The 24,087-nt window shown below is 62.7% G+C and carries 26 protein-coding genes; 16 read left to right on the top strand and 10 right to left on the bottom strand.

What is annotated here, in order from left to right:
* Positions 1 to 4 precede the first annotated feature (4 nt).
* The 6 genes from FJ967_RS10565 to FJ967_RS10590 all read right to left on the bottom strand — a co-directional run bounded on the left by FJ967_RS10565 (position 5) and on the right by FJ967_RS10590 (position 5,491).
* Positions 5 to 1,294, bottom strand: a complete 1,290-nt coding sequence (locus FJ967_RS10565; protein ID WP_140731646.1) for a CpaE family protein — start codon at positions 1,292 to 1,294, stop codon at positions 5 to 7.
* 47 nt (positions 1,295 to 1,341) lie between these two features.
* Positions 1,342 to 2,073, bottom strand: coding sequence for a CpaD family pilus assembly protein (locus tag FJ967_RS10570; protein ID WP_140731647.1), 732 nt, complete (start codon positions 2,071 to 2,073; stop codon positions 1,342 to 1,344).
* Between the two features lie 14 nt (positions 2,074 to 2,087).
* Entirely contained in the window at positions 2,088 to 3,602 is a 1,515-nt protein-coding gene (locus tag FJ967_RS10575; protein WP_140731648.1) for a type II and III secretion system protein family protein, read from the bottom strand.
* The gene (gene cpaB / locus FJ967_RS10580; protein WP_140731649.1) at positions 3,599 to 4,408 is read right to left on the bottom strand and encodes a Flp pilus assembly protein CpaB; all 810 of its coding nucleotides are present in this window, start codon (positions 4,406 to 4,408) and stop codon (positions 3,599 to 3,601) included. Before cpaB ends, FJ967_RS10575 begins: the two co-directional genes overlap by 4 nt.
* 214 nt (positions 4,409 to 4,622) lie before the next feature.
* Positions 4,623 to 5,141: a prepilin peptidase gene (locus FJ967_RS10585; RefSeq protein ID WP_140731650.1), complete on the bottom strand. Its 519-nt coding sequence runs from the start codon at positions 5,139 to 5,141 to the stop codon at positions 4,623 to 4,625.
* 173 nt (positions 5,142 to 5,314) lie between these two features.
* Positions 5,315 to 5,491, bottom strand: coding sequence for a Flp family type IVb pilin (locus tag FJ967_RS10590; protein WP_140731651.1), 177 nt, complete (start codon positions 5,489 to 5,491; stop codon positions 5,315 to 5,317).
* 355 nt (positions 5,492 to 5,846) lie between these two features.
* Here FJ967_RS10590 and FJ967_RS10595 point away from each other — a divergent pair, with 355 nt between their 5' ends.
* From FJ967_RS10595 to FJ967_RS10605, 3 genes are all read left to right on the top strand, one after another.
* Entirely contained in the window at positions 5,847 to 6,269 is a 423-nt protein-coding gene (locus FJ967_RS10595) for a pilus assembly protein N-terminal domain-containing protein (protein ID WP_140731652.1), read from the top strand.
* A gap of 139 nt (positions 6,270 to 6,408) precedes the next feature.
* Positions 6,409 to 6,990, top strand: coding sequence for a TadE/TadG family type IV pilus assembly protein (locus FJ967_RS10600; protein ID WP_140731653.1), 582 nt, complete (start codon positions 6,409 to 6,411; stop codon positions 6,988 to 6,990).
* Positions 6,991 to 7,030: 40 nt separating this feature from the next.
* A complete protein-coding gene (locus tag FJ967_RS10605) occupies positions 7,031 to 7,654 on the top strand; it encodes a TadE/TadG family type IV pilus assembly protein (protein ID WP_140731746.1) in 624 nt (207 codons plus the stop codon).
* Positions 7,655 to 7,729: 75 nt separating this feature from the next.
* Here the strand turns inward: FJ967_RS10605 and FJ967_RS10610 are convergent, their stop codons facing one another.
* On the bottom strand, positions 7,730 to 8,653 hold the full coding sequence (locus FJ967_RS10610) for a phosphate/phosphite/phosphonate ABC transporter substrate-binding protein (protein ID WP_140731654.1): 924 nt from the start codon (positions 8,651 to 8,653) through the stop codon (positions 7,730 to 7,732).
* Between the two features lie 221 nt (positions 8,654 to 8,874).
* On the opposite strand from FJ967_RS10610, the gene FJ967_RS10615 reads away from it, so the two are divergent.
* From FJ967_RS10615 to FJ967_RS10655, 9 genes are all read left to right on the top strand, one after another.
* A complete protein-coding gene (locus tag FJ967_RS10615; protein ID WP_140731655.1) occupies positions 8,875 to 10,116 on the top strand; it encodes a phosphopentomutase in 1,242 nt (413 codons plus the stop codon).
* A complete protein-coding gene (gene mutM / locus FJ967_RS10620) occupies positions 10,109 to 10,999 on the top strand; it encodes a bifunctional DNA-formamidopyrimidine glycosylase/DNA-(apurinic or apyrimidinic site) lyase (protein ID WP_140731656.1) in 891 nt (296 codons plus the stop codon). Before FJ967_RS10615 ends, mutM begins: the two co-directional genes overlap by 8 nt.
* A 33-nt stretch (positions 11,000 to 11,032) precedes the next feature.
* Positions 11,033 to 11,806, top strand: a complete 774-nt coding sequence (locus FJ967_RS10625) for an enoyl-CoA hydratase (protein ID WP_140731657.1) — start codon at positions 11,033 to 11,035, stop codon at positions 11,804 to 11,806.
* A 180-nt stretch (positions 11,807 to 11,986) separates the two neighbouring features.
* Positions 11,987 to 12,253: a 30S ribosomal protein S20 gene (gene rpsT, locus FJ967_RS10630; RefSeq protein ID WP_135903695.1), complete on the top strand. Its 267-nt coding sequence runs from the start codon at positions 11,987 to 11,989 to the stop codon at positions 12,251 to 12,253.
* A 927-nt stretch (positions 12,254 to 13,180) separates the two neighbouring features.
* A complete protein-coding gene (gene dnaA / locus FJ967_RS10635; RefSeq protein ID WP_246675244.1) occupies positions 13,181 to 14,653 on the top strand; it encodes a chromosomal replication initiator protein DnaA in 1,473 nt (490 codons plus the stop codon).
* A 200-nt stretch (positions 14,654 to 14,853) separates the two neighbouring features.
* Positions 14,854 to 15,972 carry a DNA polymerase III subunit beta gene (dnaN, locus tag FJ967_RS10640; RefSeq protein ID WP_140607718.1) on the top strand — a complete coding sequence of 373 codons (1,119 nt, stop codon included), beginning with the start codon at positions 14,854 to 14,856 and terminating at the stop codon, positions 15,970 to 15,972.
* 73 nt (positions 15,973 to 16,045) lie between these two features.
* Entirely contained in the window at positions 16,046 to 17,185 is a 1,140-nt protein-coding gene (gene recF, locus FJ967_RS10645; protein WP_140731659.1) for a DNA replication/repair protein RecF, read from the top strand.
* A gap of 31 nt (positions 17,186 to 17,216) precedes the next feature.
* The gene (locus FJ967_RS10650) at positions 17,217 to 17,981 is read left to right on the top strand and encodes a molybdopterin-synthase adenylyltransferase MoeB (protein ID WP_140731660.1); all 765 of its coding nucleotides are present in this window, start codon (positions 17,217 to 17,219) and stop codon (positions 17,979 to 17,981) included.
* Positions 17,978 to 18,466 (top strand): GNAT family N-acetyltransferase, encoded by a 489-nt coding sequence (locus FJ967_RS10655; protein WP_246675245.1) that lies wholly within the window; start codon positions 17,978 to 17,980, stop codon positions 18,464 to 18,466. The genes FJ967_RS10650 and FJ967_RS10655 overlap by 4 nt, the downstream gene beginning before the upstream one ends.
* 34 nt (positions 18,467 to 18,500) lie before the next feature.
* Here the strand turns inward: FJ967_RS10655 and FJ967_RS10660 are convergent, their stop codons facing one another.
* The gene (locus FJ967_RS10660) at positions 18,501 to 19,502 is read right to left on the bottom strand and encodes a D-glycerate dehydrogenase (protein WP_140731661.1); all 1,002 of its coding nucleotides are present in this window, start codon (positions 19,500 to 19,502) and stop codon (positions 18,501 to 18,503) included.
* Positions 19,503 to 19,650: 148 nt separating this feature from the next.
* Between FJ967_RS10660 and FJ967_RS10665 the strand changes: the two genes are divergently transcribed.
* The gene (locus FJ967_RS10665; protein ID WP_140731662.1) at positions 19,651 to 20,208 is read left to right on the top strand and encodes an SH3 domain-containing protein; all 558 of its coding nucleotides are present in this window, start codon (positions 19,651 to 19,653) and stop codon (positions 20,206 to 20,208) included.
* On the opposite strand, the gene FJ967_RS10670 is transcribed toward FJ967_RS10665, so the two are convergent.
* Both FJ967_RS10670 and irrA read right to left on the bottom strand, forming a co-directional pair.
* Positions 20,198 to 20,578, bottom strand: coding sequence for a DUF4260 domain-containing protein (locus tag FJ967_RS10670; protein WP_181175768.1), 381 nt, complete (start codon positions 20,576 to 20,578; stop codon positions 20,198 to 20,200). The genes FJ967_RS10665 and FJ967_RS10670 overlap by 11 nt on opposite strands.
* Before the next feature lie 64 nt (positions 20,579 to 20,642).
* A complete protein-coding gene (gene irrA / locus FJ967_RS10675) occupies positions 20,643 to 21,074 on the bottom strand; it encodes an iron response transcriptional regulator IrrA (RefSeq protein WP_181175772.1) in 432 nt (143 codons plus the stop codon).
* Positions 21,075 to 21,316: 242 nt separating this feature from the next.
* Between irrA and fabA the strand changes: the two genes are divergently transcribed.
* From fabA to fabI, 3 genes are read left to right on the top strand one after another with little or no spacing between them, the layout of a single operon-like run.
* Complete coding sequence (fabA, locus tag FJ967_RS10680; RefSeq protein WP_010913332.1) at positions 21,317 to 21,832, top strand: 3-hydroxyacyl-[acyl-carrier-protein] dehydratase FabA; 516 nt, start codon at positions 21,317 to 21,319, stop codon at positions 21,830 to 21,832.
* Between the two features lie 49 nt (positions 21,833 to 21,881).
* Positions 21,882 to 23,102 (top strand): beta-ketoacyl-ACP synthase I, encoded by a 1,221-nt coding sequence (fabB, locus tag FJ967_RS10685; RefSeq protein WP_140731664.1) that lies wholly within the window; start codon positions 21,882 to 21,884, stop codon positions 23,100 to 23,102.
* Between the two features lie 28 nt (positions 23,103 to 23,130).
* Complete coding sequence (fabI, locus tag FJ967_RS10690; RefSeq protein ID WP_140731665.1) at positions 23,131 to 23,943, top strand: enoyl-ACP reductase FabI; 813 nt, start codon at positions 23,131 to 23,133, stop codon at positions 23,941 to 23,943.
* The last annotated feature ends 144 nt before the right edge of the window (positions 23,944 to 24,087 follow it).

The following is a 24,087-nucleotide window of genomic DNA, read 5'->3' on the forward strand; positions in this document are numbered from 1 at the left end:
TGCGTCACTTCTTGTTGCGCGAAAGCTTGCCGAGCAGACTGCCCAGGCCAGCCTTCTTTTTCGCCTTGATTTCACTGCGGCCGGTCAACACATGGGCAATTTCGTTGATCGTGGCCACAACCTGGTTCTTGGCATCCATCTCGCCCAGCATGCGCCCGTTGTTGGCGGCATTGCCGAACAGCACGGGATCAAAGCCGATGACCGACATCGGCGTCAGGCCGAGCGGCTCGGCAAAATCGGATGGCGAGATCTCCGGCCGCTTGGGGACGCCGGCCTGGTTGATGATCAATTTCGGCGGCGGGTCGTTCGGACGCAGCCGCTTGAACATGTCGACCAGATTCTTGGTGTTGCGCAGATTGGCCAGTTCCGGCGTCGCCGTTATGACGATCTCGTCGGCTTTGATCAGCGTGTTCTTGGCCCATCCTGTCCAGACATGGGGAACGTCGAGCACAAGGAGCGGCACGCTGCGCTGCGCTGTATCGACAAGCTGCGCAAACGCTTCGGGGTCGAAGTCGTAGACGCGTTCCAGCGTCGAGGGCGCCGCGAGCAGCGACAGATGTTCGGCGCATTGGGTCAGCAGCCGGTCGAGATAGACTTCGTCGATGCGCTCGGGTGAGAAGACCGCCTCGGCGATGCCCTGGGCCGGGTCCTGATCGAAATTGATGTTGGCGGTGCCGAAGGCGAGATCGAGGTCGGCGACGACGACCTCGGACTTGAACAGCGAGGACATTGCCCAGGCGACGTTGTGGGCGATCGTGGAGGAGCCGACGCCGCCCTTGGCGCCGACGAAGGCGACCGAGCGGCCGAGCGGTTCGGCTTCAGGGTCGACGAATATCGAGGAGACGACACTCACGACGTCGGCCATCGAGACCGGCGCGATGACATATTCGGAGATGCCGGAGCGGATGAGTTCGCGATAGAGACCGACATCGTTATAGTGGCCGATCACCACCACTTTCGAGGACGGATCGCAGTATTCGGAAAGTTGGGCGAGTTGCTCCAGCAGTTGCTTGGGTTCGCTGCGCGATTCGAGCAGGATCAGGTTCGGGGTCGGCGCCGACTGGTAGAACTCGATCGCGGTGGGGACGCCGCCCATATGGACCTTGAGATGCGCCTTGGTCATGCGGCGGTCCTCGCCGGCGCGCTGGACCGGATTGGCAACCCCCTCCGTCTCGCAGAAGGCCTGGATCGAAATGCGCGGGACCGGCCGCAACGCCTGCATCGCGGCGACGTCCTGCGGGGAGGTGTCCCCGCCCTCCACGGTGGCGTCATAGGCAAGGTTGCTCATGGTCATGCTCTTTCCGTGGCCTGTTCCTGACGTCGCTTCTTTCCGAGGGCGGCTTAGTAAGTCACTTCCGAGTTGCCGAGGAATTCTTCCGAAATGCCCCTGCTTCGATATACGTCTATGACCGCGCCGCGATTTTCCGCATCGATTGTGGTCTGCTTGCGCGGTCCCAGCAGATCGGCGGGATTGGCCATCTGCGCGGCAAGATTGTTCTGATAAGAACAGCCGAAATCGGCGTAGTGCTTGTTTTCAGACGTTTCCACCAGGTCACTGGGCCAGCGGCCGCATTTGTCGGTCTGCGCCCTCACCGAAATGTAGGCAACGCGGACCGGAGCGGACATCTCGCTCGACGCGGCCTGGTAGGAAGTAACGACGATCCGGTTGCGCTTGACGCCCGCGGCGACCGCGAGCCGGGCGAAATCGCGGCCGGCGGCCGTCGCCGCGACCTCGTTGGCCGATCCGCTTGGAACCTGGATCGTCAATGTCGGAGCGGCGCTCCTGTCGTAGCCGTCGAGGAAACCCAGAAGCGTGTCGCGCTGCGAGCCGGTCATGCCACGGTCGCCGGCGCCGACAGGAAGATCGATCTTCTGGTTTTTCTCCGCGATGACGATCGGATGATTGGTGCGATAATCGTCGGGAATGGCGCCGACTGTCACGCTATCGCGCTGGGCGCAGCCGGCCAGCAGAGCCGACACCGCCACCGCCATGATCGGAAGGGCCCGGAGGGTGAGCCGAGAGCGGCCCGAGCGCATCGCCATGGTCCTTGCCTTCAATGCTGACTGAGACATGTCCGCTTTCCCGTTCACTTGTAAATGAAGCCGACAACGCCGTGATAACGGCCGTTGGGCCTGTCCGTCTGCATGGTGCCGTAGACGCGGTTGACCTTGCCGAGGAACATGCCGGCGCCATCGCTCGGCGGGTTGAAATTGTCGTCGGGCTTGGCCAGATCGTTGCGCGCCACCGGCCGCGCCAGGTAGGGCGTGATGATGATGACGAGTTCGCTTTCGTTGCGCACGAAGTCCCGGCTGCGGAAGAGCGCGCCAAGCACCGGGATCTTCGTCAGCCCGGGCAAGCCGTTGACGGCCTGCCTCACATCGTCGCGAACAAGGCCGGCGATCATCATGGACCCGCCCGAAGGCAGTTCCACCGTCGTGTCGGCAAGGCGCTTGCGCAACGACAAGGCATTCATGCCAGGGCTCGTCACGCCCGACGAGAACGCGACCGACCCTTCGGTCGTCGGCTCGGAGACCGACGTCCTGACCTTCAGGCTTATGCGGCCGGGAGAGAGCACCACAGGCTGGAATTCCAGGCCGATGCCGTACTCGATCTTGTCGACCGTGTAGGTCTTCAGGCCGGTCTGGTTGTCGGTTGACACGTTCTGGGAGACGCCACTCACCATATTGTATTCACCGCCAACCTTGAACGTCGCCTTCTCGCCGGAAACCGCGGTCAAGGTCGGTTCGGCCAGCGTCTTCATGACGCCTGCCTGCTCCATGGCGTTGACATAGGCCGTCAGAGCGGAGTTGCCGATCGAGAGACCGGAATTCGACAATTGCTTGCCCAATCCGGTGAAATTGTCGCTGATCGCGCCATAGCTGATGCCATTGCTGCCGCCATTGCCAACCATATTGACGCCGAGCTGCTTCATCACCGAGCGGCTGACTTCGGCGACCGTCACCTTGAGCGTGACCTGGTCGTCACCGATGATCTGCAAGAGATTGACGATCTTGGAAACGCGGCGCTCCTGATCCGGGTTGTTGATGTCGACGCCGCTCTGGGCCGAGCCGCCGGCGGCGGTCTGCGAATACTGACCGGTCGTCGCTTCACCGCCCGAGACAAAGATCGTCGCCAGGTCTACGGCCCGTTTGGCATCCAGCGGCGTGTCGACGGTGCCGGTCAGGATGACGTTGTCGTTCAGCAGTTCCACCTTGACGGACGAGGTCGGCAGAAAGCGCTTGATGTAATCTTCCAGGCCAGCGACGTCGCGCTCGACGGCGAGATCGAGGCTGGCGATCTGTTCGCCATTCGGCCCGAAGACGAAGATGTTGGTTTCGCCGACCGCCTTGCCAAACAGGTAGATGCGCCTTGCGGTGCGGGTCACGGCGTCGGCAACGGAGGGGTTGGCGACAAGAATGTCGTAGGCATCGCTCGGCAGGTCTATGACCACCGACTTGTTGAGGCCGAGCTTGACGCGCTGGTTGGCTGTCGTAGCCGACACCTGCGTGCTCTTGGCCTCGACGCCCTGCACATTCGCGCCGACGAGCAGCAGGCCGAATGCCGTAGCCGCGATTGCCGGGAGTTTAGCGCTTAGCCTCATTTCCTTGCCCCTACCTCGGAGACTTCGCCCGACTTGATCAGCCTCACCGTTCCCCTGCGGCCATTGCCGGAAACGAGATAGTCGGCCTCGCCCACATTCTTTTCCTGGGTGTCCGTGATCGCCCGCAGCGCCAGCGTCAGGCGATCCGCCATCTGCTGGGCAACGGTGATGATTTCCGCCTGTTTGGGCGTCAGCTCCAGCGTGGCGGTCTGGCCGACCCTGGTCTTCTTGCCTTCCTCGTCTTCCTGGATGGTCTGGTCGATGGCCAGGACGCGGATATTCTTGAGGATGGTCTCGGTGCTGAAGCCGGCGCCGCTGTTGGGATCGGCCCTGCGGGTCATGATGACGTCGACGAAATCGTTTGGAAGGATGAAGCCGCCAGCCGAAGTGTCCGCCGATATTGTCGTTGCGACCGCCCGCATGCCGGAAGGCAGGATGGACGACATGAAGCTCTGGCCCTCGCCGATCAGTTTGGAACGCCGCACGGGCTCGCCAGCGTACATCGGCACGCGGGCAATCGACCCTTTCAGTTTCTCCAGGGCGTCGGGGGCGGTGGCCTTGGTGATGAAATTCGCGTTGATGCCGTCGGCCGGCCAGGATTGCCAGGCGATGTTGTTCTCCAGTGCGGTGCCCATCGTGACATCCCCGGAAAGCACAAGCACGTCCTGCAGGGCCACGGCGGGAGCCTGGGGTCCGGATTCGACAATCACGGGCGGCGGGGCGACGACCATGTTCTTCGCGACATAACCAGCGCCGCCCGCCGCGGCGACCGCCACGCTCAGAATAATCAATCGGGATGCTGGCATCTGTCCGAACCCTCGCCCTTGGCAAACCACGTAGCCAAGCCGGACTTTGCAGCGGCAATCGTCAAAACAAGGTTAATGCAATGCTTACGATCGTGATTAATTTAAGGTTTACATAAATTAGAACGATTGGGCAGCGATGCCGGCAAAAGCGTCAGCCCGGCTTCTCGCGAAGCCGGGCTTCAACGTGCCCGCGGATGACGGAAATCAGATCGTGTCAGCTCGCCAGCCTAGCCAGCGCCCACACCATCAAAGGGGAATCGGGATAGGTCAGCAGGCCACCCAGGCCAAGCGCGATCCCGTAGGGAACACCGGCCGACTCTTCGGCGAAATGACGCAGGAATGGATTGCGGCCGGTGAAAACCGCCAGCGGCGACTTCCGGTAGAGCAGGATCACGATTGTCAGAAGGCCGCCGATGAAGGTCGAGACGACAAGATATTCGACGAGATGGACGTTAAGCCCCATCCACACGGCCGTGGCGGCCAGCAGCTTGGCATCGCCACCGCCCATGCCTCCCAGGGCGAACAGACCGAACGTCACGGCCAGGACGATGGCGCCGGCGGCGAAATGCCAGCCATATGCCGTCCATTCCATGCCGGTCAGCGGGGCCACCAGCGCAAAGACGACGACAAGCAGCACGGGCACGCGGTTTGCGATCGTCATCGACAGCATGTCGGAGATCGCGGCAAACAGCATGCAGAACGGAAAGACGACGAAGATCAGAGCTTCAAGCATCGGCGCTCATGCCTATTGTGCGGATTTCACGGAGTTCAATCTAGGCTGGTTCGATTAACGATTGATGAGGTCCGTAATGGAAAGACAGCCATTGTCGGCGCCTGGACCAAGGAACAAAGAAACAGGGGCCGCCACGTGGCGACCCCTGTCCAGAACGATCAGCAATAAGCAGATCAGCTGCCGCTGGAGTTCAGCGTGTTGCCGATGGTCGTGAACTTGGCATTGATGGCATTGCCGAGCGCGCCGGCGCCGGTGATGATGGCAAGCGCGATGAGGGCGGCGATCAGACCATATTCGATGGCGGTCGCGCCGGATTCGTCTTTCACGAAACGTGCGATGAGATTAGACATTCGAGAGCTCCTACTCCACGTGTTACAGCACTTCCGTCAACTTCTGTGATGGTTGATCGGATGCTGCAAATCTAGGGAGAAGCTCTTTCGATCGGCTTAATAAACAGCCTTACCGATTCCTTTCGCGACTCGAACATATTGCGTGGTTAACCCAGCACTAAGTGGCGGCTGAGCAATCATCTGGCGGATCCATGACCGCAACAGGCGCCGTTCCAGGGCCAGCCGGATCGCAGACTGGAACCGGGAAACAGACCCCTTTCCACCTGCGCTGACGGAAGACAGGGACAGACTTAACCGTTGGTTCACCAATCTCGTTCATGTTCCGTTGAACAGTCCGCCTGCGTGGAGCGCCTTGATGGCCGTGCCAAGATCCTCAATCCTCGTTGCCGTGTTTCTTGCCACCGCGAGCTTTTTCACGCCCGCCAAGGCCGAGACGGGGATCGAGGTCACCATGAACCAGGCCAAGATCGTGAAACTGTCGCGTCCCGCCGATACGATCGTCGTGGGCAATCCGGCAATCGCCGACGCTTCCGTCCAGGACGCCTCGACGATCGTGCTCACCGGCAAGGGCTTCGGTATCACCAATCTCGTCATTCTCGACCAGGACGGCAGCCCGATCGTCGATGCACAGGTTACCGTCGTGCGCCAGGCAGCGTCGTCCGTGCGCATCTATCGGCGCGCCGAGGTCCAGACCATGTCGTGCACGCCCTATTGCGAAAGCTCCTACAAGAGCGACGCCGAGAAATCGTCCGAAGCCGAGATGAGCGTCACCAAGTAGACCGAGCCGGCTTCTCCATCGCCCAGGTTACCGCCTGGTTAAAACGCCTGCGTCGACTTTAACGATCATCCAAACCGGACCTCAATTGGTTTGCGCTAATACACCTGTCGACACCGTCCAGGGATGGCAGGAACATTGCATGAGTAAGGAACTCGGCTCGACAGGTCAGCGCAAGGTGGAGCGCCCCAGGTCTTTCAGACGCTTCCTGCGCGACCGGCGCGGCAGCACGGCGCTGGAGTTCGCGCTGCTTGCCACGCCATTCGCACTGCTGGTGTTCGCCATCCTCGAAAGCTGCATCTCGTTTGCCAGCCAGGAAGTGATGGCCAACATCACCGACGATGTCGCCCGCCGGCTGCGCACCGGTCAGTTGAAGGCTGCCGACGTCGCCGGCGACAATTTGAAGAACATGATCTGCGACAGGCTGGAAATCATCGTTTCCCAGGATTGCCCCAATCAGTTGAGCGTCGATCTTCGCCAATACACGACATTCGCCGACGCGGCCCTGGCTGGCTTCAGGATCCAGGCCGGCAACGTCCAGCTTACGAAGAACGGCGCCGATGTGCCCTTTGCCGTCACGGCGGGCGCGGCGGAATCGAAGAACATGCTGCGGGTCTTTTACAAATGGCCCGTCATGACCGATCTGCTGGCGCAGTCGATGGGAGGTAACAAGACCCTGCATTTCGCTTCGGTGACTTGGCAGAACGAGCCGTTCGACAATTGAGACCATCACGGAAGCACCAACAAGAAAAAAGGCAATGGGTATGATGCGTGCGGGGGCACATCTGGGTATCGCAGGGCTTTGGGGCAGATCAGTCCGGTTCTGGTCCAATCGCCGCGGCGTCGCGGCGGTCGAATTTGCCCTCATCGCACCTATCCTGCTGGTCATGTATTTCATGACCATGGAGGCTTCGCAGGCCATCGAGACGAGCAAGAAGGTCAGCCGGGTCGGCAGCATGGTCGCAGACCTCGTGACGCAACAGCCGACGGTCGTAAAGGCCGATCTCGATGCCATCATGAAGATCGGCACCTTGACCCTCCAACCCTATAACCGCTCGACGCCTACCATCATCGTCACCGCGATACAGGTCACCACCGATGCGACGCCCTTGATCAAAGTGGTGTGGTCACGCAAGCTGACCAATGGCGTCAGCAGTGTCGGAGCCGCTGCCGGCACCACCACCACGGTTCCCTCAACCCTCGCGGTCGCCGGAACTTTCCTCGTGCGCGTGGAAAGCAATCTGAGCTATTCGCCGATCATCACCTGGCAAGCCGACACCCGGACAAAGCTTGGATTGACGCCATCCCTGACCACCTCCATCCCGATGGGCGAGACCTATTATTTGCGCCCGCGCAGAAGCGTTACCATTCCCTGCAGCGACTGCTAGCTCAGCGCCACGGTGCTTTGGGCAAAATGCAGGACGGAAGGCCGTTTTGACGTCCTGCGGGATTGCTCTCACGACCTACCGTTGGCCACGATCGGCCGACACCAGGCGCACTATGGCCTCTGCCGCCGCATAATCCTTGGCGGCCACAGGCATGAAGCCGCCGCCATGTTTCGCTTCCAGAAGATCGTAGATATCCGGCGTCGTCGATTTGAGGTTGGTAAGGAACACGGTCAGCCGACGCTTGGCTTCCGGATCGAGATCGCTGCGCACCGCATGGGGACCATATCTCAGCAGGCCCGACATCCATACGAGTTGGAGGGCCGAGGCCGAAAGGCCTGATGCCTCCAGCCTCGCCTGCGTGCCGCCCGGCATCCGCGGCTGGCCGTCGGCGGCTGCCTTCACCCAGCCGAAAACGGCGTCAGCTTCACCGTCAACGAGCATGGTTTCGGCTGCCGACGCCGAGGGAGCATGAACAAGAAATGGTGCATCCTCGGCGATCCTGACGTGCTCGGCGGCCAGCCCCGTCAGCGGCAGAAGCGAACCGCCGACGCTGTCGGGCGGTGACATGGCGATCCGGTGGCCCTCCATGTCGGCCAGTCCCGGCAGTTTGCCGTCCCTGGTCAAAAGCACGGAGCGAATGCCGGCCGCACCGTCGGAATCGACCGGGGCCACGAGCGGCTCGATGCAGCCGCAGCGCTGCAGCGCGGTGGCGTAGGCGGTGGCTGAATAAATGGCGTATTGGATCCGCGCATCGGCCTGTCCCTCGATCAGTGCCGCATAGTCGCGGGCAACGACGAACTCGACCTTCATGCCGAGCGCATTGGTGAAGGCTTGGGTCAACGTCGCCAACCCCGGAATGGTGTTGCCGGCACCGGGCTCGGCGACGATGCCTATGCGAAACGTACCGATATCATCGCGCCAGTCGGCCGACGCCGGTCCACACCAGAACACGCCGTTCAGAACCGTGAGGGCAATCCATGCGGTGAGCGCAGCTTTCATTACGAGGCCGTCCTGCCGTTCATTCCATCCATGCGGATATCCAACTCGTCGCGGCACCCGATCTTCGCGCCTGCCGTCCAATAACCTCCAGGCACCGCACTGCTCGACATGATCCCGGTCCGTCCATGTACCGCGCCAAGGCATTGCCGTTTGGTTTCCGAATTGCCAAGGCCGCCGTGGAACCCTATGTCTGAGCGTCCACACTGGCAACAATCGACCCGATGGCGCGTGCTTTCCTCTTTGTCCTGGATTCCTTCGGCATAGGCGGCGCGGCTGACGCCGAACGCTATGGCGATGCCGGCGCAAACACGCTGGCGCACATCGCCGAAGCTTGCGCGGAAGGGCGCGCGGACCGCGATGGACTTCGACAGGGAGCCCTGTTTGTCCCGCATATGGCTTCGCTGGGGCTCGGCAAGGCGGCCGAGGCGGCGACAGGACTGGGCTTTACCCATTTCGGAACGGATCTGCTTGCCAATGCCTTCCACGGCGCGGCGCAGGAGGTTTCAACCGGCAAGGACACGCCTTCCGGGCATTGGGAGATCGCGGGCCTGCCGGTGCGCTTCGACTGGGGCTATTTCCCGGACACCATCCCCGCCTTTCCGGCGGACCTGACCGAGGCGATCATCCGCGAGGGCAAGGTTCCAGGCATTCTCGGCAATTGCCACGCGCCGGGCACCGAGATCATCGAGCGGTTCGGCGAGGAACACATCCGCACCGGCAAGCCGATCTGCTACACGTCGGTCGATTCCGTCCTGCAGATCGCCGCGCACGAGGTCCATTTCGGCCTCGAACGGCTCTATGAGTTCTGCCAGGTGGTGCGCCGGCTGGTCGTTCCGCTGAGGATTGGACGGGTGATCGCACGGCCGTTCGTCGGCGAGACGTCGGCCACGTTCGCGCGGACCTACAATCGCCACGACTACGCCGTGCCGCCACCCGAGCCGACATTGCTCGACCGGCTGGCGGCGCGCGGCAGCCGCGTCATCGCCGTCGGCAAGATCGGCGACATCTTCGCCCAGCGCGGGATTTCGCAAGTGCGCAAGGCGGCGGGCAACATGGCCATGTTCGACCAGGCGCTCATTGCGATGGACGAGGCCGGAGACGGCGACCTGGTCTTTGCCAATTTCGTCGATTTCGACACCGAATTCGGCCATCGTCGTGACGTCGCCGGCTACGCCGCCGCGCTGGAGGCCTTCGACCGGAGGCTGCCGGAGGCATTTTCGAGGCTGAAACCAGGCGACCTGCTCGTCCTGACCGCCGATCACGGCAACGATCCGACCTGGCGCGGCACCGATCACACGCGTGAGCGCATTCCGGTCATCGGCATGGGGCCAGGCTTCAAAGGCGGCGACATAGGTCTGCGCGCGACATTTTCCGATATCGGCGAGACCGTTGCCGAACATCTCGGGCTGACGCGCGGCCGTAACGGTATTTCCTTCCATGCGATGATTGGCGGCCATGCCTGAACTGCCCGAAGTCGAAACGGTCCGGCGCGGTCTGCAGCCAGTACTGGAAGGCGCCCGCCTGGCCAAGGTCGAGGCGAGACGGCCCGATCTGCGGTTCCCCTTCCCCGAACGGTTTGCCGAACGGCTGACCGGCAAGACGATCACGGCGCTCGGGCGGCGGGCAAAGTATCTGACGATGCATCTGGAGGGCGGTCCGGTGCTGATCTGCCATCTCGGCATGTCCGGCTCCTTTCGCATCGAGACCGGCGACGACGGCGGGACACCGGGCGTGTTCCACCATGAGCGTTCGAAGAGCACGGCGCACGATCATGTCGTGTTCCATGTCGTTTCCCCGTCGGGTATCCGGTCCCTGGTGACCTTCAATGATCCTCGCCGGTTCGGCTTCATGCTGTTTGCGGAAGAGCCGCCCGAGACGCACCCGATGCTGGCCGGGCTGGGTGTCGAACCCACCGGCAACGCCCTCGACGGCGTTCTGCTTGCCTCGCTGCTGAAGGGCCGCAGATCACCGCTCAAGGCAGCGCTTCTCGACCAGAGGCTGATCGCCGGATTGGGCAATATATATGTGTCGGAGGCGCTCTGGCGCGCCGGGCTGTCGCCCCTGCGCGAGGCTGGCACCATCGCCAAGCCAGGCAAGAAGGCCAAGGAGCAAAGCGAACGGCTCGCCGGGGCGGTCCGCTCGGTCATAGCGGATGCCATCGCGGCCGGCGGATCGTCGCTACGCGACTACATGCATACCGACGGGTCGCTCGGCTATTTCCAGCATTCCTTCGCCGTCTACGACCGCGAGGGCGAGCCTTGTCCCAAACCCGGCTGCGGCGGTCATATCGAACGCATCGTGCAGAGCGGACGCTCGACCTTCTATTGCCGGGCATGTCAGACGTGAGCTAGACCGGTATCGAGCAAGGAGACGCAGCCAATGGCCCATGAGACGATCATCACCGAGCGGCGCGGCAAGGTCGGATTGATCACGCTGAACCGGCCAAAGGCGCTCAACGCCCTCAATTCGCAGGTCATGGCCGAGGTGGTGGCGGCGGCGAAGGATTTCGGCGACGACGCCGGCATCGGCGCGATCGTCATCACCGGCTCCGAGAAAGCGTTCGCGGCGGGTGCCGACATCAAGGAAATGCAGGCCATCTCCTATGTGGACGCCTATGTGCAGGACTTCTTCGTCGGCTGGGAGGAACTGACACGGACGCGAAAGCCGGTCATCGCGGCGGTGGCCGGCTATGCGCTGGGCGGCGGCTGCGAACTCGCCATGATGTGCGATTTCATCATTGCCGCCGACACGGCCAAATTCGGCCAGCCCGAAATCACGCTCGGCGTCATTCCCGGCATGGGCGGGTCGCAACGCCTGACCCGGTTCGTTGGCAAGTCGAAGGCGATGGACATGTGCCTGACGGGACGGATGATGGATGCGGCGGAAGCCGAGCGCTCGGGGCTGGTATCACGGGTCGTACCGGCCGGCGAACTGGTCGACGAGGCGGTCAAGGCGGCGGCCAGGATCGCCGATTTCTCGCTGCCCTCGGTGATGATGGCGAAAGAGGCCGTAAACCGTGCCTACGAGACGACCCTTGCCGAGGGATTGCGCTTCGAGCGCCGCCTGTTCCATTCGCTTTTCGCGCTCGACGACCAGAAGGAAGGCATGGCGGCATTCGCCGAAAAACGGAAGCCGAATTTCACCAACCGGTAGGACACCACGGGCCGGCGGCCGAAAGCCGTGGCGTCGGCCAAAAAGAACGCCAGGCGGCGTTGACGCGCCGGAAAAGCTGAACTATAAGCCGCACCAACCGAGGCGGCCCCGTGGCTGCCCGTTTGTTTTTTGCGCCCTGCGGCACGCCGCGTGCGCCGACCAGATCAGAAGAGAGGCATCATGGCCAACACATCCTCGGCCAAAAAGGCAACGCGCAAGATCGCCCGCCGCGCAGCGATCAACAAGAACCGCCGCTCGCGCGTCCGCACCTATGTCCGCCAGGTCGAGGAGGCACTCGCCTCGGGCGACAAGGTCGCCGCACAGGCCGCCTTCAAGGCAGCCGAGCCGGAATTGATGCGCGCCGCGACCAAGGGCGTGATCCATAAGAACACGGCATCCCGCAAGGTGTCGCGTCTCGCCCAGCGCCTCAAGGTGCTGTCGGCCTGACATCCCTTTTTAGACTGATCTTCTTAAAAGCCCGGCCGGTCGTGCCGGGTTTTTTCGTTTGCCGGCAAGTACTTAAAAAGAACAGCCGGGAACCGCTTCAAATGCGGATACCAGGGTTCGAAATGCTTTGCCGGCACATGCATGCCTGCTGATGGTTGACACGCTTGAAAAGCGTCGACTTAAAATAACCTCAGCCGCAGAAATAGCCGATATTTTTCAAACAGTTAGCGATAGTCGTCCACAGCTTGTCCACAACGCGTCGGAGGGACGGGAGGACAACTGGCTGTCAAGCGAATTATTTCAGAAAATTTCGTGCCGGGCCGGCTTTTTCATATTCATGGGAAAAGGGTTTGAATCACAATGGCTTTGTCAAAATATGCCGCTACGGCATGGCGCTCCTACCCGCCCGAGGTAACCAGATTCCTTAAAAATCCGTTAGACGTGGCCTTGCCCTATCCACAGCGATTTCGGTAATGTCGATCCATCGAAAGGGACGGGCCTCTGGTCCTTAACCCAGCCTGACGCAGCCAGCTAAATTGGCGGGATTTGCGACGCGGATCAAGTCCGCGAACGGGTATGGTTTGCTCTTTTTCGATACGGTAGGGGACTGGCGTAACTAGACATGGCAGGTAGGACGGCGCGCCGGCGCTCTTTCGCCGGACGGTGTCGTATTGCCCTGACATACCCAACGCGGACTGGCTTCCATGGGCCGGCACCGGTTTCCCCCGGTTAGTGGGCGACGTTCATTGCCAGCGGCGGCAACGGGCATCGTGGCAAAGACATAGTCGCTGGAAAAAGGATGCGGGAGGCGCATCCCCAGCGAAAAACAGGTACAGAAAGACAAGGAACTCGATCATGCAGAGCGGCATCGAAAGGGAGCTTACGGGCGACCTCCCATTTCCTGGAACTTTGATCGGAGCAAACGAGATGGCGGTCTCCAGCGACGCGGAACAGAAGTTCGACCGGGTCAAGGCCCAGTTGAAGGCGCGTCTGGGGGCGGAAGTCTATTCGAGCTGGTTCGGACGCATGAAGGTCGCGGAGGCTTCCAAGGGCATCGTCCGCATCTCGGTGCCGACCGCGTTCCTGCGCTCGTGGATCAACGGCCACTATCATGACCTGATTTCAGAGCTGTGGAAGCAAGAGGATCCCGAGCTTCTCAAGATCGAGATCGTCGTGCGTACCGCGACCCGTCAGGGGCGCGGCCAGGCCGAACCGGAACTGGCGCCGGCGCGCAAGATGACGCGGCAGACACAGACGGCGCTGGCCGCCGGCACGGTCAGCCCAGGCAGGGTCGAGCGGCCTCCCGTGCCGCGTCCGGGCGTGCCGGTCGAGAGCGAGTTCCGCCACAATGTCCTGGGCTCGCCGCTTGATCCGCGCTACACGTTCGGCTCCTTCATCGAAGGGCCGTCGAACCGCGTGGCCTTCGCCGCCGCCAAGGCCGTGGCGGAATCGCAGTCGAGCGCGGTGCGCTTCAATCCGCTTTTCCTGCATGCCACCGTCGGCCTCGGCAAGACCCACCTCTTGCAGGCCATCGCGGCGGAATCGCTGAAGCAGAACCCGAAGTCGCGCGTCGTCTATCTCACCGCCGAATATTTCATGTGGCGCTTCGCCACCGCGATCCGCGACAACAATGCGCTGACGCTCAAGGAGCAGCTGCGCGACATCGACCTCTTGATCATCGACGACATGCAGTTCCTGCAGGGCAAGTCGATCCAGCATGAATTCTGCCATCTGATCAACATGCTGCTCGACAGCGCCAAGCAGGTGGTCGTCGCCGCCGACCGGCCGCCGTCGGAGCTGGAATCGCTCGAACCGCGGGTCCGTTCGCGCCTCAACGGCGGCGTCGCCCTCGAAATGTCGGCACCCGATTTCGCCATGCGGCTCGGCATGCTCAAACTGCGCCTGGCCACGGCCAGGATCGACGATGCATCGCTCGACATTTCCGAAGAGATCCTCAATCACGTGGCCCGCACCGTGACCGGCAGCGGACGTGAACTGGAGGGCGCCTTCAACCAGTTGCTGTTCCGCCAATCGTTCGAGCCGCAGATCACCATCGACCGTATCGACGAGATCCTCGGCCATATCTATCGCACGGGCGAACCGAAGCGGGTCCGCATCGAGGACATCCAGCGCATCGTGGCGCGCCACTACAACGTGTCGAAGACGGAACTGCTGTCCAACCGGCGCACGCGCACCATCGTCAAACCGCGACAGGTCGCCATGTACCTGTCGAAGGTGATGACGCCGCGCTCACTGCCGGAAATCGGACGCCGGTTCGGCGGCCGCGACCACACCACGGTGCTGCATGCCGTGCGCAAGATCGAGGACCTTTCCGGCAATGACAACACGCTGGCACAGGAACTCGAGCTGTTGCGGCGGCTGATCAACGACCAGGCCTGAGCCGTTCGAAAACGCCAGGCGGCGGGTGTCGCCGGCTTTATCCCCAGAAAGCCCGCGTTACCGGCCCGAACCGGTGGCGCGGGCTTGCGTTTACTGGCTTTTTCCTGTCAGTTTACACAGATTCTGAAGCCTCTTCAGACCTTTCGCGGGGCGCCGCCAGCCGGAGACCCGCTCATCCATTCAAGCGAGCCTGTTTCGTCATGCGTGTTATCCTGGAACGGTCAAATCTCCTGAAGTCGCTCAACCACGTTCACCGTGTGGTCGAACGGCGCAACACCATACCGATCCTGTCCAACGTACTGCTGAGTGCCGAGGGCGCCAGCCTCGAAATGAAGGCCACCGACCTCGACCTGGAGGTGACGGAAGCCACCCCCGCCAAGGTCGAGCGCGGCGGGGCGACGACTGTCCCCGCGCACCTGCTCTACGACATCGTGCGCAAGCTTTCCGACGGCGCCGAGGTGATGCTGAAGACGGACGAGGACGGCAATGCCATGACGGTGACGTCGGGCCGCTCGAGCTTCCGTCTGCAGTGTCTGCCGCAATCCGACTTCCCCGAGCTTTCGGCCGGATCCTTCTCGCATATCTTCCGTCTCGACTCGGTGGCGCTGAAGGGCCTGATCGAGAAGACGCAGTTCGCCATCTCCACCGAGGAGACGCGCTACTATCTCAACGGCATCTACCTGCACACGCATGAAGTCGGCGGCAAGCTGAAGCTGCGTTCGGTGGCGACCGATGGCCACCGCCTGGCGCGGGCCGAGATCGACGCGCCGGCAGGTTCAGAGGGCATGCCGGGCATCATCATCCCGCGCAAGACTGTGAGCGAATTACAGAAGCTGGTCGATGATCCGGATATCGCCGTGACCACGGAACTGTCCGACACCAAGATCCGCTTCACCATCGGCAGCGTCGTGCTGACTTCGAAGCTGATCGACGGCACTTTCCCGGATTATCAGCGGGTCATTCCGACCGGCAACGACAAGAAGCTGATCCTCGACCGCCAAAGCTTCGCCGCTGCGGTCGACCGGGTCTCGACCATCTCTTCCGAACGCGGGCGCGCGGTGAAGCTGTCGATCAGCGAGGGCCAGGTGACGCTCGCGGTCAACAATCCGGATTCGGGCAGCGCCACGGAAGAACTGGCGGCGGACTATTCGGCCGACCCGATCGAGATCGGCTTCAACGCCAAATATCTGCTTGATGTCGCCGCGCAGCTGACCGGAACGGAAGCCAAATTCATGCTGGCCGATGCCGGTTCGCCGACGCTGATCCATGACATGGCCGACGAGACCGCGCTTTACGTGCTGATGCCGATGCGGGTATAGCCGGCGGCGTTGGCTCCGATCGGGGCGGGCAGCGAACGTCGCGGTTGCGGTAACTTCCACAGGCGGATAGCGGTTGCCGGCACAAACCCATATAAGTAAGCTTACGCTTACCAATTTTCGCAATTACGCGACCCTGACGATGGATGTTGCTCCGGGCGCAGTGGTCTTTTCCGGTGACAATGGTGCCGGCAAGACCAATCTGCTCGAGGCGATTTCCTTTCTGACGCCGGGGCGCGGCTTGCGCCGCGCGCCTTACGTCGATGTCGCCCGCGAGGGTGGCGACGGCGGTTTTGCCCTGCATGCCCGGCTCGACGGGGCTGACGGCGAAGTCGAGATCGGCACCGGTATTTCCGGCGGCGACAGCGCGGAGAGCGGCAGGCGGGTGCGGATAAACGGAGCCGCCGCGCGGGCCGAGGACATGCTGGAGTGGCTGCGGGTCGTATGGCTGACGCCGGCGATGGATTCCTTGTTCACCGGGCCGGCCGCGGATCGCCGACGCTTTCTCGACCGGCTGGTGCTGGCAATCGATCCTGGGCATGGCCAGCGTGCGCTCGACTACGAGAAGGCGATGCGCGGCCGTAACCGTTTGCTGACGGAAGGCTCCCGCGATGCCGGCTGGTTCGAGGCGATCGAGACCCAGATGGCGGAGACCGGCGTGGCGATAGCCGCGGCGCGCGCCGAGATGGTGCGGCTGCTCACCGCCATGATCGTCAGGCTGCCCGACACGGGACCGTTTCCGCAGGCCGATATCGGTCTTTCGGGCTACCTGGAGGCCGAGATCGCGACCGCGCCGGCTGTCGACGTCGAGGAGCGGTTCCGGCGGGCGCTTGCCGATGGCCGTGACCGCGACCGCGCTGCCGGACGCACGCTGGAAGGCCCGCATCGCTCCGATCTCATTGTCCGGCACCGGCCCAAGGCGATGCCGGCCGAACTCTGCTCGACCGGCGAGCAGAAGGCATTGCTGGTCGGCATCGTGCTGTCGCATGCCCGGTTGACCGGCGAAATGTCCGGCCTGACGCCCATACTGCTGCTCGACGAGATCGCGGCGCATCTCGATGGCGGCCGGCGCGCGGCCTTGTTCTCGATCCTGGAGGAGTTGAACTGCCAGGCTTTCATGACGGGAACCGATGCGGCACTGTTTTCCAGCTTGGCGGGCCGCGCACAATTCCTGACGGTCGACCACGGCACGGTTGGGCCAACTGAAGTCGCCTGACAAGATTTTTCGCCCGCTATATGGTCCTGGCATGGCCGCTTCCCCACTGACCGCCGACGAGATCGAACGCTATGCCCGCCATATCGTGCTGCCGGAGGTCGGCGGCGCGGGCCAGCAGAAGCTGAAGCAGGCGCGCGTCCTGGTAATCGGCGCCGGCGGGCTCGGCGCGCCGGTGCTCGAATATCTTGCCGCGGCTGGCGTCGGCACGCTCGGCGTCATCGACGACGACACGGTTTCGGTGTCCAACCTGCAGCGTCAGGTCATTCATGGCACCGACAGCGTCGGGATGCTGAAGACCCAGAGCGCCAAAGCGACGATCGCCCGCATCAATCCCAACGTCGCGGTCCAAACCCACACGTTCAGGCTAGACCCGGAAAATGCCCGTGCACTGGTTGCTCATTACGATATCGTCGTCGACGGATCCGATAATTTCGAGACGCGCTATACGGTGGCCGATGCCTGCGCTGCGCAGAAGAAAGCGCTGGTTCATGCTGCGGTCGGCCGTTTCGATGGCTCCATAACCGTGCTCAAGCCGTTCGAGACAGGCGGGGATGGCAAGCGCAATCCCGGTTACCGAGACCTCTTTCCGGAAGCCCCGCCGCCGGGTCTGGTGCCGTCCTGCGCCGAGGCGGGCGTACTCGGCGCCCTGACTGGAGTCATCGGCACGCTGCAGGCGATGGAAGCGATCAAACTGATTACCGGCATCGGCGAGCCGCTGATCGGCCGGCTGCTGCTCTACGACGCGCTGGCGGCGCGCTTCGAGACGATCCGTTACAAGACGAGAAGCGCGCCTTGAGACACGTGACGGACGTCTCCGTCCTGCCAATCCCGGCCGATTTCAACCGCTGGGACGACGTGCTTGCCCTCATCCTGCAGGCCTTCGCCTTCATGGACGGCGTCATCGACCCGCCCTCCTCGGCTCACCGGCTGACATCGGCCACTCTGCGCGAGAAAGCCGGGCGCGAGACCGGCCTTCTCGCTCTCGGCGAAGGCAGGATCGTCGGCTGCGTCTTTGCCCTGGAGCGCAAGGACGATCTCTATGTCGGCAAGCTCGCCGTTGCGCCGGACTGCCAGGGGCGAGGCATCGGCCGGCGCCTCATGCAAGCGGTCGAGGAACTGGCCCAAAACCGCCGCAAGGCCGCCCTTGAACTCGAGACACGAATCGAACTGACCGGGAACCACGCAGCCTTTGCCCGGCTCGGCTTTCGCGAGATCGAACGGACGGCGCATGAAGGCTATGACAGGCCGACGTCCATCACGATGCGCAAAACGATTTTGTAAGCGCTACCTTACGCGATCCGGTGCCTGAAGGGCTTCAGGTCCTGAGCGGAAGGACGCGATCCGGCGGGCGATGGCCGTCGACGAAGGCCCTGATATTGATGATGACCTTCTCGCCCATGTCGATGCGGCCCTCGAGCGTGGCCGAGCCCATATGCGGCAGAAGCACGACCTTGTTCCTGGCGGCAAGCTTGAGGAGCTTGCCGTTCAAGGCCGGCTCGTGCTCGTAGACGTCGAGGCCGGCACCGGCGATCTTGCCGTCCTGGATCAGCTTGACCAGCGCTTCCTCGTCAATGATGTCGCCGCGCGCCGTATTGACGACATAGGCCGTGGGCTGCAGCAGCGCCAGCCGCCGCGCCGACAGAAGATGGAAGGTCGCCGGCGTGGAGGGGCAATTGACCGAGATGATGTCCATGCGGGCCAGCATCTGGTCGAGGCTTTCCCAATAGGTCGCCTCCAACCCATCCTCGACCGCCGGCAGCACGCGATGGCGGTTGTGGTAGTGGATGGACAGGCCGAACGCCTTGGCGCGCCTTGCGACGGCCGTGCCGATGCGGCCCATGCCGACAATGCCGAGCCGCTTGCCCCAGATGCGCCGGCCAAGCATCCAGGTCGGCGACCAGCCGGCCCATTTCTTGTCGCCGGTGAGCACGGTGGCGCCTTCGGCCAGCCGGCGCGGCACCGCCAGCATCAGCGCCATGGTCATGTCGGCGGTATCTTCGGTAAGCACATTGGGCGTGTTGGTGACAGTGATGCCCTTCTTGGCCGCGGCCGCCACGTCGATCTTGTCGACGCCGTTGCCGAAATTGGCGATCAGCTTGAGGTTGTCGCCGGCCTGGGCGATCAGCGCCGCATCGATCTGGTCGGTCACGGTCGGCACCAGCACGTCGGCCTCCTTGACCGCGGCGACCAGTTCGGGCTGCGTCATCGGCCTGTCCTCGACATTTAGCCTTGCGTCGAACAGCTCGCGCATGCGGGTCTCGACCGGGTCGGGCAGCTTTCGCGTGATGACCACGAGAGGCTTCTTTTTGCCTACCATTTTATCCCTCGTTGAGACCTCTTTAACCAAGACCGGCGAAACTGAAAGCTGGTCGCGGTAGCCGATTTACCCATGTAACAAGCGGTGCCGCCGAAGACAAAGAAAAAGGGGTGCCGCAGCCATCGGGCCGGCGCCGAAAGGAACGAAAGTGTCTGGTTTCGCGTCGCTTCGCCTGGCCCTCAGCGCAGCATTTCTCGGCGCTCTCCTCTATTCTCCGCTTGCCGGCGCGCAGAGCGCCGCCACCGCCCAGAGCGCCATCACGCTCGGACCGAGCGGTCTGCCGCTGCCGCGATTCGTCAGCCTGAAATCCGGGCGCGTCAACTCGCGCGTCGGCCCCGGTGCAAACTACTCGGTCGACTGGATGTATCTGAAGGCCGGCCTGCCGATGGAGATCATCCAGGAGTTCGATACGTGGCGGCGCGTGCGCGACGCCGACGGCTCGGAAGGATGGATCAACCAGTCGCTGCTTTCGGGCCGGCGCACCGCGATCATCGCGCCCTGGCAGCGCGGCAAGGGCGGCCAGATCAATCTTCTGAAGAGTGCCGACAAGGATGCCAGGGTGGTGGCGATCGTCGAACCCGGCGTGATGGGCACGATCAAGTCCTGCGACGGCCAGTGGTGCGAAATGACGCTCGACGGCCATACCGGCTGGCTTGCCCAGTCGGTCGTCTGGGGTGCTTATCCCGGCGAGCGGGTCAAGGATTGAGCGTCTCGCTTTTACGCCCGATGCGGCCAAGATGGGTGTCCTGAAAACCCGTTGACAGTTTCAGGCCGTAGCCCAGGGCACGATCGATCGCGATATGGGCGATCCAGATCAGCGCGATGGCACTGCCGACGGCATTGCCGGCGAGATGCCCGGCAACCAACAGAACCATCGGCACGATCAGGATGTGCAAGGCATTGTAGGCAATGGCGCCAAAGCGCGGTCCCGCCAGATAGAAGGCCATCGACAGATCCGGCGCAAGGATGAGCAGCGCGAAGAGCCACCAGGAAACGCCTGTCGCGCCATAGAAGACAATCGCGGCAGCCGCCACCACGGCCCATTCGAGCCGGACTATCAGATCGAGCGTTTTCATCCCAGGCCGATTGTTCTTGCCCGGGCGATTGGCCGGGCGCTGCCGATCGTTCGGCCCCTGCCCGTCATTCCGGACGCTTGGGCCGCAGCCTCACCACGATATCGACATTGGCGATTTCCATGCCTTCGGGCGGATCCGGCAGGTTGGTGACCGTGACCGGACCGTTGGCGATGTCGAAAATCCGGTTTTCGCCCTCGATGTAGAAATGGTGGTGGTCGGAGGTGTTGGTGTCGAAATAGGTCTTGGCGCCCTCGACGGCGAGGATGCGCAGCAGCCCTGCCTGGGTGAACTGGTGAAGCGCGTTGTAGACGGTGGCCAGCGACACCGGCACGCCTGCGGCCAGCGCTTCCTCGTGCAGTTCCTCGGCCGACAAATGGCGGTCACCCTTGGCAAAAAGCAGGTCGGCCAGCGCAATGCGCTGGCGCGTCGGCCTCAGGCCGGCTTCACGTACCCGCTTGTCCACAGCGACATTTTCCTTCCGGCAGCCCCGGTCCATCTGGTCTTCCAAGCTCACAGTCCCGCTTCAAGACACGCCCAGAGTGGCAAAAAAATGAATGTATGCCGAAACCGGACCCCTGTTGACATATATTCTGTCGCCCGAATGCGATCAATAGCGCGCATTGACCCGGGCAGACTGGCGGGTTAAGCGCAAACGCCGGTTTCCGGCCTGAAACAGATTGTGTTAGGACACCAACGACAAGGGCGCGCTACCGCCCGCACGATATGGGGACGAAATTGATGGCGGGTAAATCCAGCTACGACTACGAAGAATTGCTGGCCTGCGCCCGCGGCGAGCTGTTCGGAGAGGGCAATGCCCAGCTGCCCTACCCGCCGATGCTGATGTTCGACCGGATCACCGAGATAAGCGAGACCGGCGGCGCCTTCGACAAGGGTTTCATTCGCGCCGAATTCGATATCAAGCCTGACCTGTGGTTCTTCGCCTGCCACTTCATCGGCAACCCGATCATGCCGGGGTGCCTCGGCCTCGACGCGCTCTGGCAATTGACGGGTTTCTATCTCGGCTGGCTGGGCGAGCCCGGCAAGGGAATGGCGCTGTCGACCGGTGAGGTCAAGTTCAAGGGCATGGTCACGCCATCGGTGAAGAAGGTCGAGTATGGCGTGGATTTCAAGCGTGTGATGCGCGGCCGGCTGGTGCTCGGCATCGCCGACGGCTGGATGAAGGCGGATGGCGAGCCCATATATGCGGCGACGGACCTGAAGGTCGGTCTGTCCAAGCAGTCGGCGGTCGCTTGACCGCAGCCCTGGCCCACACACTGGCCGGCATCCCTGGAAGGAGTTGCGAATGAGACGTGTCGTAGTCACAGGCCTCGGCATCGTGTCGTCGATCGGCAACAATGCCAACGAGGTGCAGACCTCGCTGCATGACGCCAGATCCGGCATCAGCTTTTCCGATTCCTTTGCCGAGCATGGCTTCCGCTGCCAGGTCTGGGGCGCGCCGACGCTCGACCCCACCGCGATGATCGATCGCCGCGCCATGCGCTTCCTGAGCCAGGGCGCGGCCTGGAATCACGTCGCCATGGACCAGGCGATCGCTGATGCCGGCCTGGGCGAAGGCGACATCACCAACGAGCGCACCGGTATCGTTATGGGCTCGGGCGGCCCTTCCACCCGCACCATCGTCGAAGCCGCCGAAACCACGCTCAAGAACGGCAGCCCCAAGCGCATCGGTCCGTTCGCGGTGCCGAAGGCGATGTCTTCGACGGCGTCCGCAACCCTGGCCACATGGTTCAAGATCCACGGCGTCAACTATTCGATCTCGTCGGCCTGCTCGACCTCGGCGCATTGCATCGGCAATGGCTACGAGCTGATCCAGTGGGGCAAGCAGGACATGGTTTTCGCCGGTGGCCACGAGGATCTCGACTGGACGATGTCGGACCTGTTCGACGCCATGGGCGCCATGTCGTCGAAATACAATGACAGGGCATCGACCGCCTCGCGCGCGTATGACGCCAATCGCGACGGTTTCGTCATTGCCGGCGGCGCCGGCGTGCTGGTGCTGGAAGAGCTGGAGCATGCCAAGGCGCGCGGCGCCAAGATCTACGCCGAGATCGTCGGCTACGGCGCGACCTCGGATGGCTACGACATGGTGGCGCCCTCGGGCGAAGGTGCTGCCCGCTGCATGCGCCAGGCGCTGGCGACGGTTTCCACGCCGATCGACTACATCAACACCCACGGCACCTCCACGCCGGTCGGGGATTCCAAGGAAATGGGCGCGATCCGCGAGGTGTTCGGCGAAAAAATGCCGTTCATCACGTCGACAAAGTCGCTGACCGGCCATTCGCTGGGCGCGGCGGGCGTGCAGGAATCCATCTATTCGATCCTCATGATGCAGGGTGGCTTCATCGGCGAGAGCGCCCATATCGAGACACTCGATCCTGAATTCGAGGGCATGCCGATCGTGCGCAAGCGCATCGACAACGCCAGAATCGATACCGTTCTGTCGAACTCCTTCGGTTTCGGCGGGACCAACGCAACGCTCGTTTTCCAGCGCTACTCCGCATAGGGCCAAGTTTTTATAAGGATTGCCGGCCATGGACGGATTGATGAAAGGCAAGCGCGGGCTTGTCATGGGTGTCGCCAACGATCATTCGATCGCCTGGGGCATCGCGCAGAAATTGTCCGAACATGGGGCCGAACTCGCCTTCACCTACCAGGGAGAGGCTTTCGGCCGCCGGGTCAAGCCACTCGCCGACAAGGTTGGCGCGGCACTGGTCGTTCCCTGCGACGTCGAGGACAGCGCTTCGGTCGCCGCCACGTTCGAGACCCTTGGCAAGGAATGGGGCGGACTGGACTTCGTCGTCCACGCCATCGGCTTTTCCGACAAGAACGAGTTGAAGGGCCTCTATGCCGATACCAGCCGGGACAATTTCGTCCGCACCATGGTGATCTCCTGCTATTCCTTCACCGAGGTGGCACGCAATGCCGCGCCGCTGATGACCAATGGCGGCTCGATGATCACGCTGACCTATGCCGGCTCGGTCCGTGTCATGCCGAACTACAATGTCATGGGCGTCGCCAAGGCCGGCCTGGAGGCCAGCGTGCGCTACCTCGCCAACGATTACGGCCCGCGCGGCATCCGGGTGAACGGCATCTCGGCCGGTCCGGTTCGCACGCTCGCCGGCGCCGGCATTTCGGACGCCCGCCACATGTTCTCCTACCAGCAGCGCAACTCACCGCTGCGCCGCACGGTGACCATCGACGAGGTCGGCGGCTCCGCGCTCTATCTCCTGTCCGACCTTGCTTCCGGCGTCACCGGTGAAATCCACTATGTCGATTCCGGCTACCACATCGTCTCGATGCCGACGCTCGACGAGTTGAAGCAGGCGGACGGCGGCCGCGACTGAGCGTCGTTGCCGGCCAGCGTCGACGCGCTGGACCTTGGACGACATGCATCGGCCATGTCGCGAGGACATACTTCCCAGTAAAGAAAATAATCCCCTCCAGTAAAATTGGATGCATTCGCGGAAACTCATTTTAAGAAGATTTCC

Source organism: Mesorhizobium sp. B2-3-4 (assembly GCF_006442315.1).
Lineage (GTDB): Bacteria > Pseudomonadota > Alphaproteobacteria > Rhizobiales > Rhizobiaceae > Mesorhizobium.